This window comes from Bacillus sp. FSL P4-0248, from assembly GCF_038593305.1.
Classification (GTDB): domain Bacteria; phylum Bacillota; class Bacilli; order Bacillales; family Bacillaceae; genus Bacillus; species Bacillus safensis.
Genome location: NZ_CP151983.1, coordinates 3,631,292 through 3,650,691 on the forward strand (window position 1 = coordinate 3,631,292; position 19,400 = coordinate 3,650,691).

Here is a 19,400-nt window from a genome sequence, read left to right on the forward strand (position 1 = left end):
TCTTAGTCCTGTTCTGGGTTTCTTAAATAGTAGCCGACGCCTCGTCTTGTCACGATCCAGCTCGGGTGGCTAGGGTTGTCTTCAATCTTTTCACGAAGACGGCGGACTGTGACGTCTACTGTACGGACATCTCCGAAGTAATCATAGCCCCACACGGTTTGCAGCAAGTGCTCACGTGTCATGACTTGTCCGATATGTTTCGCTAAATAATGAAGCAGTTCGAACTCACGGTGCGTCAATTCAATCGTTTCCTCGCGCTTAGACACCACATACGCATCTGGATAAATAACAAGTGATCCAACCTCAATATCATTTGATTCAGATTCTTCCTCCGTCTGCGGAGCAGCGGTTTGTCTTCTCAAATTCGCTTTCACGCGGGCAAGCAGCTCACGTGTGCTGAAAGGCTTTGTCACATAATCATCTGCGCCAAGCTCAAGGCCGATGACTTTATCAATTTCAGAGTCTTTTGCTGTCAGCATGATAATCGGCATGTCATATTTCTTTCTCACTTCACGGCATACTTCCACACCATCTTTATTCGGCAGCATAATGTCGAGCAGAATAATGTCCGGCTTGATTTCTTCTACCATTTCAAGGGCTTCGTTTCCATCATATGCACAATGAACCTCATAGCCCTCTTTCCTTAAATTAAATTCCAATATATCAGCAATCGGTTTTTCATCATCTACGACAAGAATCTTTTTTTCCATTGTGATTTCCTCCTGCATTTTTAGCATCTATGTCATTCCATTTTGCATGTCACATTACGCCTTTTCCGTTTGCGGAAAAAAGGCTCACTGTCTATTATAACGTTTTACGAGGCAAAGATAAAAATAATAACGGCTTTCTTTTCTAGTAAACGTTGGATAGGAAGGCGCCGCTCAAAAAAATTGATGACTTTTTCCTTTTTTATTGAAACTTTTCCAATCTCCAGCCGTCTATATAGATGTAACGTCTTCTTCTTATGGAGCCGGGCCCTACCTAGGTCCGGCTTCTCCCTTTTTATGCCTTCTTTTCATAATAAAAACGCACCTGCGATTGCAGATGCGTTTGGAAGTGGCTCGGGACGGAATCGAACCGCCGACACACGGATTTTCAGTCCGTTGCTCTACCAACTGAGCTACCGAGCCATCATCAAAAAGATGAATATGTATAAATGGCGGTCCGGACGGGACTCGAACCCGCGACCTCCTGCGTGACAGGCAGGCATTCTAACCAACTGAACTACCGGACCTCAGTAACTTGCCCGAAAAAGCAATCGTGGTGCTCCTTCAAGCAAGTGAGGAAAAAATTAGCTTAACGCTAAAGTAAATCAATGACCCGTACGGGATTCGAACCCGTGTTACCGCCGTGAAAGGGCGGTGTCTTAACCGCTTGACCAACGGGCCAATACATGGTGAGCCATGAAGGACTCGAACCTTCGACCCTCTGATTAAAAGTCAGATGCTCTACCAACTGAGCTAATGGCTCTCGGTTTGTGAAAAGTGAATCTGAAGAAGCTAATATTGCGCCAAACCAATCGCTTTAAAAAAGCTGGAACATCGCATCCTAACAAGTTTCAGAGACCTTTGCAACAACGAGATTTATAATATCATAGAATAATTACATATGGCAATACGTTTTTCGACATTTTTTTAAAAAAAGTGTCGGATTTGAAATCTCCTGCCAAAGCCCCCATTTTTGCAACCGCCTTCAATTTTGATGCACCTTTTCGGGTGACCTCTGCCTACTCAAACACATAGACACGTTTCAGGCCGCTCAAAAATGGCTATACATGAAACAAGTGACATTGTTATTGAAAAAGGAGGAAGCAGTATGAGTTCGTTCAAATTAGGAGATAAAATGCCCAACTTTTCACTTCCAACAATACAGGGCGATCACATTGATTTCGACAAACATTTAGAGGAGCATCAAAGCTGGCACCTGATCGTTTTCTTTAGAGGATCTTGGTGCCCGGTATGTGTAGAAGAATTAAAAGAGCTCGAACAGCAGCAGTCATATTTTCAGGACAAGGATATTCACTTGATGGCGATTTCAACGGATAACCCTGATGATTTGAAGGCATTTGCGGATAAAGAGGGACTGTCCTTCCCGATCATGTATGACCATGATCTCACGTCATTAAAAGCATATGAAGTCCACTATCACGGGGAAGATGCCCCTTATGAAGACCACGGGGTGCACGGTGAACCCGCCTATTTCTTATTAAATGAAAAAGGGCAAGTGCTCTATCAGCAAAGACAAACAAGTCCGTTTGGCAGACCGCACGCCAACGAACTACGCAAAATCATCCAGTACATCCGTAAAAATTTAAAAGGCCAATATAAAAGCCTGAAGTAAGGAAAAAGCCCTCGTGATGAGGGCTTTTTTATGAACGTTTTTTGTTAAATAGCCAGTCAGCTGAGAAAAAAACAAGGAGTCCCGCCATTAAAATGACAAAAGTAACCGGTGGTCTGTCACCTTGGAAAAACGCGTACAGCGCATGCCCTCCTAATGCCAGAAGATAAAAGACAAATGCCGGCACAGCAGCTTTATGTGTATTCGCTTGTTCTCTTTTCGTCATTTTTTTAAAAAACATAATGCTGTCCCCTTTATGCTACTTTTTTCATCGTCACCCGGCGAAGTGCCCGTGAACGGATATATTCCATTGGCCCGATTCCCCAGACGTTTAAGCAGCATGCTGAAATCGCAATTTGCAGAAGTGAAGTCAACAGCCATGCCAACACAATCAGGGGCGCATTGATTTGACCGCCAAGACCAAATCCCCAGCTATAAAAAAGAATGGAACAGATGACATTTTGCAGGATGTAGCAGCTAAGCGCCATTTTCCCTACATATTCAAACCAAGTCCACATGAACCAAGACTCCTTGCGCGCGAGGAGCTTCGCAATGACAGCTATATAGAAAATAGAGAGGAATGGTGAAAAGACGTAGCGAACCACAAATTCCACTAAATCGTTCGATACGAAAACTAGTGCATTCAGCGGCAGACCAATCCACAGTCCGATTCGGAACAATATTTTCCGGAGAGATTGTCCGCGTTCATTTGCATAAAATACACCGGCTCTCATCATCCGCACACCCAATAAAAACAGAAATGTGTTCATTGGAATAATAAAGATCGCTTCTTCTCGATACATGAAGAAGTATTGTAACCGTTCTTGAATCTGCGAGATCCATGTCTCTGGCAGCTGCTCTTCCAGCGCCGTTTCACCGCTTTGATCATCAGTCGCTGACTCCATTTCAGAGAGGGAGTACAGCATCAGACATGACATCACGAGCAGATGAATCACACCTGAGAAAACCATGCCCTTTTTGATGCGCCTGCTTCCTCCCCGTACAATGTAAGCCACAAGCAGCCCCGTAACGGCATAGCTCATGAGCACATCATATTCCATCACAAGCGTAAAATGGACAAAGCCTTCGATAAATAAAAATAAAAGAATCCACAAATAAGTACCCGGCCAAGGCATGTCCTTCCTTTTTGCCTGCTGGTATTTCAGCTCCAATCCAACACCAAACATGATCGTGAGCAGCGAGAGCATTTTTCCATAAACGAACATGGAGACAAGACTTTCTAGAAAACTGCCATTTTCATATTCATCCGCAATCTGATCTGTCGCAAAGGTATCCCCTGCATACGCAAAAAACCAGACGTTCGTTCCCAAGGTGCCTAGTATGGCAAAACCTCGTAAAATATCTAATAATCGTATTCTTTCTTTCACTAGAACGCTCCTTCCCTCCTATACAGTTATCATATTTTGGTAATGACCGGAAGTCCGTTCTAGTGAAATTAAGGAATATTTAAACAAAAAAACACCAGCAAAATGCGAGATTTTACTGGCGCTTCATCAATCTATTCTTATGGACGGTACACGCTGCGGACAACGTTCGTTTGTGAACGATCTGGTCCGACTGAGAAAATGGAAAGTGGAATACCTGTTAATTGTGAAATGCGCTCTAAATAATGGCGGGCATTTGCAGGCAGCTCACTTAAGTTCTTCACGCCTGTAATATCCTCTGTCCATCCTGGCATTTCTTCGTAGACAGGCTCACATTTCGCTAATTCATTTAGGCTTGCTGGGAATTCCTCTGTGATTTCTCCATTCAATTTATAAGCGACACAGATTTTCAATTTCTCAATCCCTGTCAGTACGTCGATGGAGTTAAGAGATAAATCTGTAATTCCGCTCACACGGCGCGCATGACGGACAACAACACTGTCAAACCAGCCAACACGGCGCGGGCGTCCAGTTGTCGTACCGTATTCACGGCCAACCTCACGAATTTGATCGCCAATTTCATCATGAAGTTCTGTCGGGAATGGGCCATCTCCAACACGTGTAGTGTACGCTTTTGACACGCCAACCACATGTTGAATTTTCGTTGGTCCTACGCCAGAACCAATCGTTACGCCTCCAGCTACTGGGTTAGATGACGTCACAAATGGGTATGTCCCTTGATCGATATCAAGCATGACCCCTTGTGCGCCTTCAAATAACACGCGGCGGCCTTCATCTAGTGCATCATTCAAAACAACAGATGTGTCTACGACATATTTTTTCACTTGCTGGCCATATTCATAATACTCATCTAAAATATCTTCAATCTTGAAGCCTTCTGTGTCATACATTTTCTCTAAAAGACGATTTTTCTCTTCTAGATTACGTGCAAGCTTCTCTTCAAATACTTCACGATCTAATAGATCTGCGACGCGGATACCGATGCGGGCTGCTTTGTCCATATAAGCTGGCCCGATTCCTTTTTTCGTCGTGCCGATCTTGTTAGCCCCTTTCCGCTCCTCTTCTACCTCGTCCAATTTTAAATGGTAAGGCAGAATAACATGGGCTCTATTGCTGATTCTGAGGTTATCTGTACTCACATTCCGTTCGTGAAGATACGCAAGCTCAGTGACCAACGCTTTAGGATCAACCACCATTCCATTACCGATGACACAAGTTTTCTCTTTATAAAAAATACCGGATGGAATGAGGTGTAGCTTATAAGTCACTCCATCAAATTTGATCGTGTGACCTGCATTGTTTCCCCCTTGATAACGGGCAATCACCTCTGCATTTTCTGAAAGGAAATCGGTAATTTTCCCTTTCCCTTCGTCACCCCACTGCGTACCTACTACGACTACTGAAGACATATCGTGCACCTCCGTTAACCTTTCAAAACGTTATCTCTTTCAAACACATTTATTTTATCAATGCACACCGAAAAAGTCAACGTGAAATCCGAACATTAATATCTCGAAATCGAATTTTGTTCGTTTTAAATATAGAGAAAAGCGCTTTAATCACTTTTCCAGTGCTTAAAAATGGAGATTTTGAGCAAAAACAACTAATTCCCTATTTTTAATGATTTTCAATTAATTGAATCATCGATCTTGCCATAAAGTCAGGTGAGTAAGGCCTTTAGTCCTCAGCCACCACTCAGCCGGACCTACATAAGTAGAAATGACAAAATGCTTCTGCATGTCAATAGAAACGAGATTCGCGTCAGGCTTTGTAACAGCGGCCTCTTCTGCCTCCAAAGAAAAGCTTTCTTCAAAATAGGCATTCACCGTCTGATGAATATTGAGCTCTCGTCCTCTTTTTAAGAGAGTCTGATACTCCTCTTCATGTTCCTGCAAATGCTGATAAAAGTGAAAAATATATACATATGCAGCGCGCTCTTTTTTTCAACTCTAAAAGTATTCACCCGTCAAAATTATGTAATTGTGGGATCAATAACTGAATAATAAAGCCACCCTTAATAAGGGTGGCCTCATATTCTACTGAATTACTTTTTCTTTCTTAAAGTAACTAATGATGAGATTAGTGAAAGAATCTGTACGTACAAAATCGGTACTATAATTGTCGCCGGAAATTTCTAAGATTATCTTAGATGATTCAATAAATAAATTTTTACATCTTTCGTTATCCCATAGTATATCCATCATTTGATTACAATATCTTTCCATATCTCTGGAATTGAAGTACTGAGGCTGTTTTAAGTTATCCATTGCTAACTCTTTAAAAATCATTAGCAATGCAAATCTTGCGGCCTTAAGAGTAGGACTTAATATTTGTGACCTGAATAAATATTCCATCTTGTAATAGGCATAAGCTGATATATAATACATTTCAAGTTTATGATCATCCTTAAATATATCCTTACCTATTTGTTTTTGTAGCAGTTTATAATTTCTAGTTGTCCTATGTTGTAAATTTAAAAACATTGCTGCAAATGAACGGATTAAAATTGTAGAGTTGATAACTCGAACTTTCTCTACATCTGGATTAAAATTATATTGTTTGGATCTTCTTTCATAATATAATTTTTTATTATCTGTAAAAGTTGTAAAATACTGTTCGAGTCTTTTAGGAAAATCTGATAATGCAAATAACTGCTCTTCAGTTATTTCAGTCTGTCTATTTGTTGCTTTAGTAATACTATTTTTTACATCTTCATTCTCTGTCGCTATTAGTTTAATGGGAATTAACATCCCTTCTATAAGCTCATCCTTTGAAGAGTGAATAACATGACTAGTTTGACAACCATTTACTATTTGATAATCTTTAATCAGAAACTTATTTCCTGTTACATCGATTTTTTTAGCGACTAGTGTAATACCATTATTAAGGAGGGGAAATAATACATATTTATTTGAATCTGTTAAAGTCTCTTTTATATCTATGTTTATACCATTCCACTCTTGGAAATCTCTAACATTATCATAAAAAATTGAATGTATAATTTCCTCTCTATCATTATGAATTAATTTCAAAAATTCATTGATCTGTAAAAAACCGCTGTACGCTTGCTGAACTTCATATTCTGGAGGCAAATCTGGCAATGTAGTTTTATTAATAAATTGAATTTCCCTTTCAATAGAATTCCTCATTTGTCGATACAGGTTTTGAATTTCATAAGCACCTAGATATTCGAAGCTGACATCTTTAAATAAAGTCAAACTTGAAATGGTTTTTATCAATCTTTTTTTTCGTTGTACTAAGTTTCTATCCTCACTCCAGCTCCCGGTTGTTAAATAATAAATATACAGAGAGGGATTTCCGTTTCTGAACTTACTACTAAGAGAGTAAATTTTATTTATAATTTGAATTTTCGTTTTTATAGCATTATTTTGTGGCATTTCAGGTTTTTCAGAAAAAATATCCATTATACCATTTTCAATTGCTCCAACTTTCTGTGAATTAAAACTACTTGATGACTCAGATTGTGTAATTACAAAGGTACACTCTATAAAACCATTAGTTTCATATAAGTTCTGTACTTCATCAACATCGTTTACTAGTGATCCATTAATTAATATCGCAAAACAGTCTAAGCCACAATCATCACCACCACCGATTGAAATATCGAAACTTGAAAACAGTTCAGTGTAATGAGTTGATGTAACTATGGCACCTGAAAAATGCTCGAACTTTTCAGAATCATTTAAACTCTCTAATGAATTCTCGTTAATAAACTCCTGTAAATAGTTCTTTGTTATTCTGTCCATTAGGTCTCCTTCCCCTTTAAGCATTTAATTCCACTTTAACATAAAATTAGAAATTCATCCGCTTATTTTTAAAAACCTTTTCTAAAATTATATTCTTCATAGTTATCTGAGATAAACACCCCCTCCCACTCAAATGAATTTAATCTACACCTCCACCCTAACCCTCATATTGGTTTCGGACACGGCATCCATTTCTGTCTAGGCCCACCACTGGCCCGCCTCGAAGCATAATGCTATGAAGGCCTTAATGGAACGATATGAGTCACTAGAACTCCTCTCTTAAGTTCCGATCACAAGCAGCAAAGTGTATGGATTGAAAGAGCTGAAACTGCAAATCACGCCCCGTTCATAAAAGTAAAGACTCCCTATTTGGGAGTCTTCAGATGTTGAAAAAGGTCTTGTTTTAGCCTTTTCCTTCATTTCAGCGTGATAGAAAACCTTTGAAGGCTAGGAAAGACGAGCACCTGCACGCAGTCCTGACACCGAATGCGAGAGGTGTCTACACGCTAGGGGAGTCTTTTTTAAACGGGTGTAATACCATCTGTGTTCATCAGCACAACTCGATACCCATCTGGATCTTCAATGGTTGCTCCTCCCCGGTCCCAGTATGGATTCGTTGAGGTGACATGCCGTCCGCCAAATGAGATCAATCTCTCTTTCATTTGCTGAAATTCCTCTGCATCCGGAATATAGAAAACAAGCAGCTGTTCTGGATGCGGGACGGGCAGGCTTTCTTCTTCTTCATGTTTGGTGATTTCTAAATGAACATGCTGGTGAGGCAGCCCGAGCATCACACCATCGTACCCTTCATGCTGATCAAATGAGCCTATTCGTTTGAGCCCTAAGCCTTCTTCATAAAAGGAAACAACCTCTTTCATGTTGACGGTTGGGCGTGCGATACGTAATTGAGCGGCTTCAAACTGTTGAAATTTCATCAGTCTTCACTCCTTTTCTCCTTTTAGTATACGCTCTCTCTTTTTCTCTCTCCTCCTCATTTTGATTGTTTTTTCAATCATTCTTTCGATGTAGATCAATCAAAAAAGCCCAGCTTCTTGAGCTGGGCTTTAAGCACCGGGCGGAACACCCGCATCATCAAATCTTCTTTCCAGATTGACGAATTTGTTATATTCTTTGACGAACGCCAGTGATACTGTACCAACTGGACCGTTACGCTGTTTGGCAATAATGATTTCGATAATGTTCTTATTCTCTGATTCTTTGTCATAGTAATCATCACGATAAAGGAATGCCACGATATCGGCATCCTGCTCGATACTTCCTGATTCACGAATATCAGACATCATCGGACGTTTGTCCTGACGCTGCTCTACCCCACGGGAAAGCTGAGACAAGGCAATAACCGGAACTTCAAGCTCCCTTGCCAGCGATTTTAATGCCCTAGAGATTTCAGAAACCTCCTGCTGACGGTTATCGCTTGATCGCCCGCTCCCTTGAATGAGCTGCAAGTAGTCAATCAGGATCATGCCAAGACCATTTTCTTGCTTCAATCGGCGGCATTTCGAGCGAATTTCACTTACTCTGATTCCAGGTGTATCGTCAATGAAAATTCCGCTGTTTGACAGCGAGCCCATCGCCATTGTCAGCTTGCCCCAGTCCTCTTCTGTCAGATTACCGGTTCTTAGGTTTTGTGCATTGATATTCCCCTCTGCACAAAGCATACGCATAACGAGCTGCTCAGCACCCATCTCTAAACTAAAGATAGCAACACTTTCGTCCGTTTTGGTCGCGACATTTTGGGCAATGTTCAATGCGAAGGCGGTTTTCCCTACTGATGGACGAGCCGCTACAATGATTAAATCATTTCGCTGGAATCCAGCTGTCATCCGGTCAAGCTCAGAGAAACCTGTTGGAATCCCTGTGATATCGCCTTTACGGTTATGAAGCTGTTCAATATTATCGTATGTTTGAACAAGAACGTCCTTAATGTTTTGAAAGGCTCCTGAGTTTTTACGCTGCGCCACTTCCATAATGGTCTTTTCCGCATCGCTCAGCAGGTCCTCTACTTCATCCTCACGTGTGTATCCATCTTGTGCAATGGTTGTCGCCGTACGGATCAGACGTCTTAAAATGGATTTTTCTTCTACAATTTTTGCATAGTATTCAATGTTTGCGGCAGTTGGGACAGAGTTCGCAATATCGGTTAAATACGAAATCCCGCCTACCTCTTCTAGTAAATCTGTATTGGCAAGCTCAGATGTCACCGTGACAAGATCGACCGGTTCTCCTCTATCGCCAAGTACAAGCATCGCATTGTAAATCTTTTGATGCGACATTCTATAGAAATCCTCTGGAATTAATACCTCAGAAGCGAGCGTTAGCGCAGATGGTTCTAAAAAAACAGCACCTAATACGGCCTGCTCGGCTTCTATATTTTGCGGCGGCAGCCGGTCATCGAGAAGTTCCGTCATGCCAAGCACCGTCCTTTCATAAAAAAATACGCTACTCATCATTTTAACATTTTCATCAATAAAAAAGTGAAAAACATCGACTATAGTCAAAATTACCATGTTGATATTTTGTGCAAACCAGCGCATTTCAATAGAAAAGACTCTGTAACATCAATTGTTATAGAGTCTTTCGTTATCGCTAATGATTTTGTATCCGTCATCGTTCAAGTTTTGTTAATCTATCGTTTTCTTAACCCCATAATTCACTTTTTGCCCAATGTCTTGTAAAGAATCGTTTTGATAACCAATAGATAACACCAAATCTGGAATGGAATCAAACCCGTTTTTCGCTAGATCAAATAGCTGTGCTCCGTAATGTGAAGCGGCAATGCGCGCATTTTCTGCTGTATATGGATTTTTAAGAAGTTCTTCTTTGTATAGATCAAAAATATTCGTTCCGTTATCCGTTACAAATTGACCATTTACAATGCTTAAATCCTTTAAATTGTAGCCTGTGACCGTTTTGATTTGATTAACAAGATGGAACTTGGCCAGAGAATCCGGTGTGAATTGAGTAGAATCATCATTTCTGCTTTTCATGATATGGAAAAATAATTCTCTTGTATTGTTGGTTGTATTTAATAAGTCTTCTATTTGTTTCATCAGCGTTTCGTCTTTTGAACCACTTACCACCAATTTAAAATTGTTCGGGTCAATGGTAAAAGTGAGATTTGTATTTTTAGGAATGGATATCCCGTTTTTAGAGAATAAATCTTGTAATTGTTCGTTGACCTTTTGCCGATTGAATATTTTTTTCTCTACGCTTTCTTGAGTAGGATCGTACCGTTTTTCGTTACGGAAGATGGCGTCATTAAAGTCATATTGTCCACCTTTTCCAGAATTAGCCCAGCCAATCTCCATCGTATATGCAGCTTCTCTTTCTACTTTAGTTAGATCACTCCTAAAATAAGGCGAGCGTGGATTTCGATACTTATCGTGTATATGACCATGAGGATTTTTGAAACGTTTATTTTGTTCATTTATTTTTTCATATTTTTCATCTAGTATTTTCATCCGTCTATCAGATTCGGTCATCACCTCATTTGTACTTTTAATAGCTGGATGGCTATTGAAGTCCGGAAGGTTCTGCTTATTTAGAACAGCTGTCGTATTCGATGTATTTATCTTCACTTTAATACTCCGTAATTCACCTTTTGTCCAATGTCATATAAGGAACCGTTTTGATAACCAATAGATAAAACTAAATCGGGAATAGAGTCAAACCCGTTTTTCGCTAGATCAAATAGCTGTGCTCCGTAATGTGAAGCGGCAATGCGCGCATTTTCTGCTGTATATGGATTTTTAAGAAGTTCTTCTTTGTATAGATCAAAAATATTCGTTCCGTTATCCGTTACAAATTGACCATTTACAATGCTTAAATCCTTTAAATTGTAGCCTGTGACCGTTTTGATTTGATTAACAAGATGGAACTTGGCCAGAGAATCCGGTGTGAATTGAGTAGAATCATCATTTCTGCTTTTCATGATATGGAAAAATAATTCTCTTGTATTGTTGGTTGTATTTAATAAGTCTTCTATTTGTTTCATCAGCGTTTCGTCTTTTGAACCACTTACCACCAATTTAAAATTGTTCGGGTCAATGGTAAAAGTGAGATTTGTGTTTTTAGGAAGGGATATCCCGTTTTTAGAGAATAAATCTTGTATTTGTTCGTTCACTTTTTGGCGATTGAGTATTTTCTTTTCTACACTTTCTTGGGTAGGGTCATACCGTTTTTCATTACGAAAGGCGGCATCATTAGAATTAAAATGTCCTCCTGTTCCACTATTAGCCCATCCAATTTCAATAGAGTAAGCCGCCTCTCTTTCCGGTTTAGTTAAATCATTTCTGAAATAAGGGGAGTTTGGATTTCGATACTTATCAAATATATGACCATGAGGATCTTTGAATCGTTTATTTTGTTCATTTATTTTTTGGTATTTTTCATCTAAAATTTTCATTCTTCTATCAGCTTCGGTCATCACCTCGTTTGTACTTTTAATAGCTGATTGATCTTTAGAGTCTATTCGGTTCTGATTGTTTGAAGCAACTGCCGTGTATGACGAGTTAATATTCATTTTGATTCTCCTTTTTTAAAAAAATAGTGATTATTAAATATATCGGCAATTCAGTTAAAATTTGTTAGTTTCGATCCGATATAGTAATTATTACAAGGAGGGTTAAAATATGACAAATACTATCTTCAAACGTTTTTTGTTACCTGCATTGGTATTCGTGCTTGTTACTAGTTTTTTTGCACCTAATTCAGCAGAAGCAGCGATTACGGGGAATAACAGCCCTAACACAGCAAGCTCAATGGGATATTGGAAAAATAGTCGCCCAGATACAACAATCTTACCTGAAGGTGAAAATGAAGCGTATTATCAGTTTACGATCAATAAAGGTGAAAGAGTTTATGTCAGAAGTTCGTATAATAAGCAATATACAGGGATGAAAATCGAGGTGTATAATTCGAAAAGTTCAGATGAAAGAAGTAGGGTGATTAACCCTGATTCAATTACGCCGTTTATTTTTGCCAATACTGATGAAGTTACTTCAACTTCAGAAACTTATTTTGTGAAAGTAACTCGTGGCACATATACAGGAAATATGTATTTTACTGTATCCATTCAAGATCGAATTAAATCTGGAAATAGTACATTCAACTTTACGGGGACCGCTACCAACCTGGGGAATACTTCTTTGAATTTTTTAGGAGTTGATTCTTCTATCATTACAATGGATTTAACGAACAATTCTTCTATCCCTAAAAATGCAATCGTTAAATCGATTTCAACAACTAGTACCCAATCGCCTAACCAAGGAAATGTCACACACAAACTGATGGCTGATGAAAACAAGATTTGGAACCAATCACTTTTTTCATCTGCAACAAGTGGGTCCTATCGTATTTCACTGGAAGATGAATTAAAAGTGGCTCAAAAATGGAGCTTTAAGTACAACGCAAAGGCTACTGCGAGATCTACTATGAGCAATGTCAAAGCCGATATCCGTTACGAATATGATGTCACAGATGGATTCTAATTGAATGGTGTTTACAGACATGTACACCAATTGATCAAAAAGTAAGGGGACATCCCTTACTTTTTTCATTTCCGCATTTTTGATGCTATATGATATTTGGCCAACTTTAAAACAGCACCGTCCTTTCATAAGAAATACGCTGCTCATAAAAAGTGAAGGTGTTAATGGTGGTTTTGCTTGAGGGCGTGTTGAAAGAGGAGGATGGTGATCATATCGGTGGCCCGCTGGTATAAATCCCATTGTTCATAGGCCGCAAATGTCATCCGTATTTCATGTAATGATTGCTTCATTTCTTGATATTCTTCCACTGTAAACGTATTTTTCAGTTTGAGCTGATGTTCAAGCAGTTTTAGCCTTAGCTTTCCTAATGGAGTTTTCATTCTGCCTACATTCCCTTCGATCTTGTTTTACTTAGAAAATTGTATATGAATTTACGCATGAGATTGAATAAGTTGTGAGATATGCTCACCAGCTTTTCGAAAAATTCTCCTCTTTTTTCCTAAAAATACAAGAAGGTCTATAGACTTATTTTTCCTCAAAATGATTTCAAGAAGAAAAACCTATATATATTCCTGAATCAAACAGAAGAAAATGGTAAATATCCCGTGACGGTCAAGGTCTTTTGGCATTTCTCCTCTTTTTAAATGACTCAGTCCGGCATTCCCTATTTCCATTCATTTGGTAGTTATTTAGTCCTTTATTTTCCGAAAATTTAGATCAAATTATCAATTACACCACTTAATGAACATTTGACTTCATAATTGATAACCATTATCATTTGATTTGCTTGCGTGATAATTGAGAATCATTTTCATTTGAAGGGACCATTCTTCAATCTCTACACTCATCCTATATCCGCAAGCCTGCTTTTATCAGCATATGAGAGTCAATTTGAGGAAGGGGATTTTTTACACATGTCCAAACGCCCTGAAGGAATGGGTACTGAGGATTCTCTTTTCGGAGAAAGCCGTCCTTTTTTTATACCCGGGACGGAGCAACTGGATATCACAGCACACCCATACAGACTTTTTATATTTAAACCGAATACTACTCCTCCAGCGGCTGGTTTTCCAGTCATGTACGTGCTTGATGGGAATTCACTTTTTGGCACAATGGTCGAAGCCATTAGTTTACAGTCAAGAAGACCCGAAAAAACAGGTGTTGTACCTGCCATCATTGTTGGAATTGGCTATCAGACAGAAGCGCCCTATCATCCGCTCAGGCATTATGATCTCACTCTAACCGGCCCTGACGCTTCCATTGGTGGCAAAAGAAAGGATTTCTCCACCCATACATATGGCGGCGCCTCTGCGTTCTTTTCTTTTTTAGAAAAGATTGTAAAGCCTTATATCGAGCAGCGCTTTCCGATCAACCAGAGTCGTCAAACACTATTTGGGCACTCTCTTGGCGGTCTTTTTGTATTACACACACTATTTGAGCACCCTGATGCTTATCAAACATATATTGCAGGCAGTCCTTCTATCCACTGGAACAAAAAATTATTTCTAGAAAAAGAACACCAATTCACCAGCCATATACGTCAGATGCCTATGGATGTCAGGCTGCTTGTAGGTGTAGGTGAGTTAGAAAAACATCATCCGTGTCAAATGAATGATCATGCAAATTCACTAGCAAATCGTATGCTGCCCTTATCCCCATATGGCTTGCATACAGCCTATCACGAATTCCCTAAAGAAGGACATACGTCCGTTTTACCGGTGCTGATGAATGACGCTTTTCGATTTGCACTCTATCATGATGATCCTTTCACAACCACAGACATGAAGGAAAGGCAGTGAACACATGAAACACAGTGGTCTATCTCAAAAAGTTGTCCTTATCACAGGCGCAGGACAGGGTATTGGACAAGCAGTCGCAAAAAGACTAGCCGAAGAAGGTGCGATTATTGCAGCAGTTGACGTAAAAGAAGATCAGCTGCAAAGCACCGTCCAGCAAATGAAGGATGAAGGCATACGTGCCTTTGCCTATCCAGGTGACATTACCGATCAAGCATCTGTTCAGCACATAGTCGATCAAATTGAAAAGCAGCTTGGCCCCATTTATTTACTGGTCAATGTAGCAGGCATTCTTCGAATGGGTTCTATTGACCAGCTTTGTGCAGATGACTGGCAACAAACTTTCGCAGTCAACACACATGGTGTCTTTTACGTATCTCAAGCTGTCTCCAAATACATGATGAAAAGATCAGAAGGGGTCATTGTGACCGTCAGCTCTAACGCAGGTGCCATTCCTAGAATGAATATGGCTGCCTACGCCGCTTCAAAAGCAGCAGCCACTTCATTTACAAAAACGCTTGGATTAGAACTGGCTGCCTATGGAATCAGGTGCAACGTCGTCTCTCCTGGGTCTACCGCAACGCCTATGCAATGGGCTTTATGGCCTGATAAACAAGGAGAAAATCAGGTGATTAAAGGTTCACTAGAGACGTATAAAACCGGTATTCCTTTACAAAAAATCGCTGATCCTCAAAATATCGCTGATGCAGTCATTTTCTTTGCATCTGAGCAATCCAGTCATATTACGATGCAGAACCTCACGATTGATGGCGGCGCAACACTCGGAATCTAGCATTTCATTTAAAAGGAGGCCTTTTCATGAAACATTCATTATTGTCGTCAGAAGAAAAAATACAGTTGCTTCAAGACTATCAGCCAGGCGCTTTTTTTCTTGCTTCACCTAAACGCACGATACTTGCCGAAGGGATTTTCCAGCATATTGAGACCAATCAGCTAAATGAACTATCCACAAGGGTAGCGCATGTATTTGACGATGCCAAACAAGCTGGTATCCAAACACCGATTGTGGCTGGTGCTGTCCCATTTGATCCGGCGCAGCCCGTTCGTTTAAATGTACCAGTCCATGTACAGTTTAGTGATCCACTCGAATTTCAACAAGGTGATGAGGAGTCAGAAGCGGCATCGCCATCCTATGAGGTGACACCTGTCCCCTCTCCAGAGGTCTACATGAATGGTGTGAACGAAGGATTAGCTAAAATTGAGAACGGAGAGCTTAGCAAAATCGTACTCTCTCGATCTCTCCATCTCAAAGCAAATCGAGATATTCATACAAAAACAATACTCGAACGACTGGCTCGTCATAATACGACTGGCTATACGTTTGCTGCAAATATAGCTGACCCGAAGGCTTCCCAAAAGCGCACACTTCTTGGAGCCAGCCCTGAACTGCTTCTTTCAAAAACTGGTTCATCTGTGATTTCCAATCCACTCGCTGGTTCTCGGCCGCGCAGTTCAGATCCAGTAGAAGACCAGCGCCGCCGAGATGAACTCCTTACCTCAGCGAAGGATTTACACGAGCACGCAGTGGTTGTTGAAGCTGTCACTAAAGCGCTTACTCCATACTGTCATACACTAGATGTGCCTGCATCACCATCCGTCATTCAAACAGAAACGATGTGGCATTTATCTACTGTGGTCAAAGGTGACTTAATAGATTCCAGTGTGTCCTCAATTGATTTGGCACTTAGCCTTCATCCAACACCCGCAGTATGCGGCACACCTACAGCAGATGCACGTGAAGCCATTCAAGCGATTGAACCCTTCGATCGAGGATTTTTCACAGGAATGATCGGTTGGGCAGATACAAATGGTGATGGTGATTGGATTGTCACCATTCGTTGTGCAGAAGCTGAGGGTCATTCTCTCCGTCTCTTTGCTGGTGCAGGAGTGGTCAAAGGATCAAAGGCAGAAGAAGAGCTAGCTGAAACATCTGCAAAATTCAACACGATGCTTCACGCGATGGGCATCCATCAGTGATAAAAATAAATAGGAGATGACAAAAACATGTTTGTTCAACCACCTACATGGCCAGAAGAATTTGTAAAGCGCTACCGTGAAAACGGCTGTTGGCGTGGGGAAACCTTTGGCGGTATGCTTCGTGAACGCGCCGCATCGTTAGGAAATAAAACAGCCATTACATACGCTGATACACACATAAGCTACCAAGAACTTGACGAACGCGTCAGCAGTCTTGCTGCCGGTTTTCATCAGCTTGGAATTCAAAAAGGCAGTCGAGTTGTCGTGCAGCTTCCTAACATTCCTGCTTTTTTTGAAGTCATTTTCGCTTTATTTCGAATCGGTGCTTTACCCGTGTTCTCTCTGCCATCTCATAGAAGCAGTGAAATCACTTATTTTATTGAGTTTGCCGAAGCAGATGCATATGTCATACCAGATATTGATGGCAGCTTTGATTATCGATCACTCGCACGTCAAGTGAAAGAAAAGCTTCCCTCATTACCTCATGTCATTGTTGCAGGAGAAGCTGAGGAATTCCTATGCTTGGATGATCTGCGAAAGGACCCAGCACTTGATCCTCAAATTCATGTAGAGGCAAGCGATATTGCGTTTCTTCAGTTATCTGGAGGCAGCACAGGCCTTTCAAAGCTCATTCCTCGTACACATGATGACTATATTTATAGTCTTTGGAAAAGCAATGAGGTGTGCGAGCTCACACAAGAAAGTGTGTATCTAGCTGCACTTCCAGTTGCGCACAACTATCCATTAAGCTCGCCTGGCGTCCTTGGAACGTTATACGCAGGCGGAAGAGTCGTTCTTGCACCTGGATCAAGCCCTGATGTCGTCTTTCCACTCATTGAAAAAGAACAGGCGACCATTACCGCTGTCGTTCCACCTATCGCATTGATTTGGCTAGAGGCCGCTCCTCATCGATCAGATGACTTATCGAGTCTTGAAGTCTTACAAGTCGGTGGTGCTAAATTCAGTGCTGAGGCAGCAAAACGAGTGAAGCCTGCCCTTGGATGTAAGTTACAGCAAGTTTTTGGCATGGCAGAAGGTCTGGTCAACTATACCAGATTAGATGATCCTGAACATATCATAATTCATACACAAGGACGCCCGATGTCTGAATATGATGAGGTACTAGTGGTAGATGATGAGGACAAGCCCGTTCCGCATGAAGTGGCTGGACATCTTTTAACAAGAGGGCCTTATACGATTCGCGGCTACTATAAAGCCGATGAACAAAACAAAAAAGCATTTACACCCGATGGTTTTTACAGAACAGGTGACATCGTGCGATTAACCAAAGAAGGAAATGTTGTTGTAGAAGGCAGAGACAAGGATCAAATCAATCGTGGCGGCGAAAAAGTTGCCGCTGAAGAAGTTGAAAACCATTTACTTGCGCATCCTGACATTCATGATGCCGCCATGGTGTCTATGCCAGATCCATTTCTTGGCGAACGCTCATGTGCCTTTGTTATCGCGAAAGGAAACAACAAACCAGCACCGCACGTCTTAAAATCATTTCTAAGAGAACGCGGGCTCGCAGCCTTTAAAATTCCCGACCGCATTGAATGGATCGATGCGTTCCCACAAACAGGTGTAGGCAAAGTCAGTAAAAAAGCATTAAGAGAATTAGCTGCAACCCATACTGCCAACGTATAAAAAAGAGGAGTGAAAACCATGGCAATCCCTACTATTCCTGCATATCCAATGCCAAGCACACAAGATTTACCCGAAAATAAAGTGAACTGGATACCAGATCCGAAACGTGCTGTTCTGCTGATACATGACATGCAACAATATTTTTTAAATGCATTTCAACAAGATACATCACCGATCACAGAGTTAGTGCAGCATATTCAACAATTACGTGATACATGCAATGAACTTGGAATCCCCGTCGTCTATACAGCGCAACCTGGTGACCAAGACCCGAAGGATCGTGCCTTATTAACAGATTTTTGGGGACCTGGACTTGGTGATGATGAAGCATTGACAAAAATCATTGATCAGCTTGCTCCATCTGAGGCAGATACAATGCTGACAAAATGGCGTTATAGCGCATTCAAGAAATCTAATTTTTTGGATATCCTTCAAGAAGGCGGGCGTGATCAACTAATCATTACTGGCGTATATGCACATATTGGCTGTATGCTGACAGCCGCAGAAGCATTCATGCTCGATATTGAAACCTTTTTTGTCGCCGATGCCGTCGCTGACTTTTCACTGAAACATCACAAAATGGCCATGACCTATGCAGCTGAACGCTGTGCAGTCACCACAACGACAAACCAAATCATCAATCGTTTAACAGGACAAGAAGCAAACAGTGATGATTTATCCTTTGAGATCATCGTTCACCAAGTAGCTGAGTATCTCCAAATCGAGCCGAATGAAATACCGCTTGACGAGAATCTCGTCTACCTTGGACTTGATTCTATTAGAATGATGAGCCTAGCGGAAAAGTGGAGGCAACAAGGAGCGACAGTCAATTTCGTTGAGCTTGCAGCAAATCCAACGCTCGCTCATTGGCGGACTCTTCTTTTCCCAGAAAAGCAGCCATCTATCCCAAATATCGATTACTTGTAAAGGAGGTATAGA

Annotated in this window: 17 protein-coding genes and 4 tRNA genes; 7 read left to right on the top strand and 14 right to left on the bottom strand. The window is 40.8% G+C overall.

Going from position 1 to position 19,400, the window contains the following annotated elements:
• Positions 1-2: 2 nt before the first annotated feature.
• The 5 genes from yycF to NST65_RS18680 form a co-directional block, all read right to left on the bottom strand.
• Positions 3-710, bottom strand: coding sequence for a response regulator YycF (gene yycF / locus NST65_RS18660; RefSeq protein ID WP_024424030.1), 708 nt, complete (start codon positions 708-710; stop codon positions 3-5).
• A gap of 347 nt (positions 711-1,057) precedes the next feature.
• Positions 1,058-1,130, bottom strand: a tRNA-Phe gene (locus NST65_RS18665).
• A 27-nt stretch (positions 1,131-1,157) separates the two neighbouring features.
• Positions 1,158-1,234: transfer RNA gene (locus NST65_RS18670), tRNA-Asp, on the bottom strand.
• A gap of 82 nt (positions 1,235-1,316) precedes the next feature.
• Positions 1,317-1,388, bottom strand: a tRNA-Glu gene (locus NST65_RS18675).
• Between the two features lie 6 nt (positions 1,389-1,394).
• Positions 1,395-1,470: transfer RNA gene (locus NST65_RS18680), tRNA-Lys, on the bottom strand.
• Positions 1,471-1,815: 345 nt separating this feature from the next.
• Here NST65_RS18680 and NST65_RS18685 point away from each other — a divergent pair.
• On the top strand, positions 1,816-2,340 hold the full coding sequence (locus NST65_RS18685) for a peroxiredoxin family protein (protein ID WP_024424031.1): 525 nt from the start codon (positions 1,816-1,818) through the stop codon (positions 2,338-2,340).
• A 28-nt stretch (positions 2,341-2,368) separates the two neighbouring features.
• On the opposite strand, the gene NST65_RS18690 is transcribed toward NST65_RS18685, so the two are convergent.
• The 8 genes from NST65_RS18690 to NST65_RS18725 all read right to left on the bottom strand — a co-directional run bounded on the left by NST65_RS18690 (position 2,369) and on the right by NST65_RS18725 (position 12,053).
• Positions 2,369-2,578, bottom strand: a complete 210-nt coding sequence (locus tag NST65_RS18690; RefSeq protein WP_034283597.1) for a hypothetical protein — start codon at positions 2,576-2,578, stop codon at positions 2,369-2,371.
• A 13-nt stretch (positions 2,579-2,591) separates the two neighbouring features.
• Positions 2,592-3,725, bottom strand: coding sequence for a DUF418 domain-containing protein (locus NST65_RS18695; RefSeq protein WP_111927721.1), 1,134 nt, complete (start codon positions 3,723-3,725; stop codon positions 2,592-2,594).
• A 137-nt stretch (positions 3,726-3,862) separates the two neighbouring features.
• Positions 3,863-5,152: an adenylosuccinate synthase gene (locus NST65_RS18700; protein WP_034283601.1), complete on the bottom strand. Its 1,290-nt coding sequence runs from the start codon at positions 5,150-5,152 to the stop codon at positions 3,863-3,865.
• Between the two features lie 627 nt (positions 5,153-5,779).
• Positions 5,780-7,510: an AIPR family protein gene (locus NST65_RS18705; protein ID WP_176544464.1), complete on the bottom strand. Its 1,731-nt coding sequence runs from the start codon at positions 7,508-7,510 to the stop codon at positions 5,780-5,782.
• 521 nt (positions 7,511-8,031) lie between these two features.
• Positions 8,032-8,445 (bottom strand): VOC family protein, encoded by a 414-nt coding sequence (locus NST65_RS18710; RefSeq protein WP_073980031.1) that lies wholly within the window; start codon positions 8,443-8,445, stop codon positions 8,032-8,034.
• Positions 8,446-8,574: 129 nt separating this feature from the next.
• Complete coding sequence (gene dnaB / locus NST65_RS18715; RefSeq protein WP_003214779.1) at positions 8,575-9,939, bottom strand: replicative DNA helicase; 1,365 nt, start codon at positions 9,937-9,939, stop codon at positions 8,575-8,577.
• A 213-nt stretch (positions 9,940-10,152) separates the two neighbouring features.
• Positions 10,153-11,109, bottom strand: coding sequence for a DUF4885 family protein (locus tag NST65_RS18720; RefSeq protein WP_342489215.1), 957 nt, complete (start codon positions 11,107-11,109; stop codon positions 10,153-10,155).
• A complete protein-coding gene (locus NST65_RS18725) occupies positions 11,106-12,053 on the bottom strand; it encodes a DUF4885 family protein (protein ID WP_052712404.1) in 948 nt (315 codons plus the stop codon). Before NST65_RS18725 ends, NST65_RS18720 begins: the two co-directional genes overlap by 4 nt.
• A 109-nt stretch (positions 12,054-12,162) precedes the next feature.
• Here NST65_RS18725 and NST65_RS18730 point away from each other — a divergent pair, with 109 nt between their 5' ends.
• The gene (locus NST65_RS18730) at positions 12,163-13,020 is read left to right on the top strand and encodes a hypothetical protein (protein ID WP_111927491.1); all 858 of its coding nucleotides are present in this window, start codon (positions 12,163-12,165) and stop codon (positions 13,018-13,020) included.
• 161 nt (positions 13,021-13,181) lie between these two features.
• Here NST65_RS18730 and NST65_RS18735 read toward each other — a convergent pair whose 3' ends face one another.
• Positions 13,182-13,400, bottom strand: a complete 219-nt coding sequence (locus NST65_RS18735) for a hypothetical protein (RefSeq protein WP_024424038.1) — start codon at positions 13,398-13,400, stop codon at positions 13,182-13,184.
• Between the two features lie 534 nt (positions 13,401-13,934).
• Here NST65_RS18735 and NST65_RS18740 point away from each other — a divergent pair.
• The 5 genes from NST65_RS18740 to NST65_RS18760 are packed head-to-tail and all read left to right on the top strand — an operon-like array spanning position 13,935 to position 19,388.
• On the top strand, positions 13,935-14,819 hold the full coding sequence (locus NST65_RS18740; RefSeq protein WP_111927492.1) for an alpha/beta hydrolase-fold protein: 885 nt from the start codon (positions 13,935-13,937) through the stop codon (positions 14,817-14,819).
• A 4-nt stretch (positions 14,820-14,823) separates the two neighbouring features.
• Positions 14,824-15,609, top strand: coding sequence for a 2,3-dihydro-2,3-dihydroxybenzoate dehydrogenase (locus NST65_RS18745; protein WP_111927493.1), 786 nt, complete (start codon positions 14,824-14,826; stop codon positions 15,607-15,609).
• 26 nt (positions 15,610-15,635) lie between these two features.
• Positions 15,636-16,814, top strand: a complete 1,179-nt coding sequence (gene dhbC / locus NST65_RS18750; RefSeq protein ID WP_111927494.1) for an isochorismate synthase DhbC — start codon at positions 15,636-15,638, stop codon at positions 16,812-16,814.
• Between the two features lie 27 nt (positions 16,815-16,841).
• Positions 16,842-18,461: a (2,3-dihydroxybenzoyl)adenylate synthase gene (locus NST65_RS18755; RefSeq protein ID WP_111927495.1), complete on the top strand. Its 1,620-nt coding sequence runs from the start codon at positions 16,842-16,844 to the stop codon at positions 18,459-18,461.
• 18 nt (positions 18,462-18,479) lie between these two features.
• A complete protein-coding gene (locus NST65_RS18760) occupies positions 18,480-19,388 on the top strand; it encodes an isochorismatase family protein (protein WP_070326258.1) in 909 nt (302 codons plus the stop codon).
• Positions 19,389-19,400: the final 12 nt, after the last annotated feature.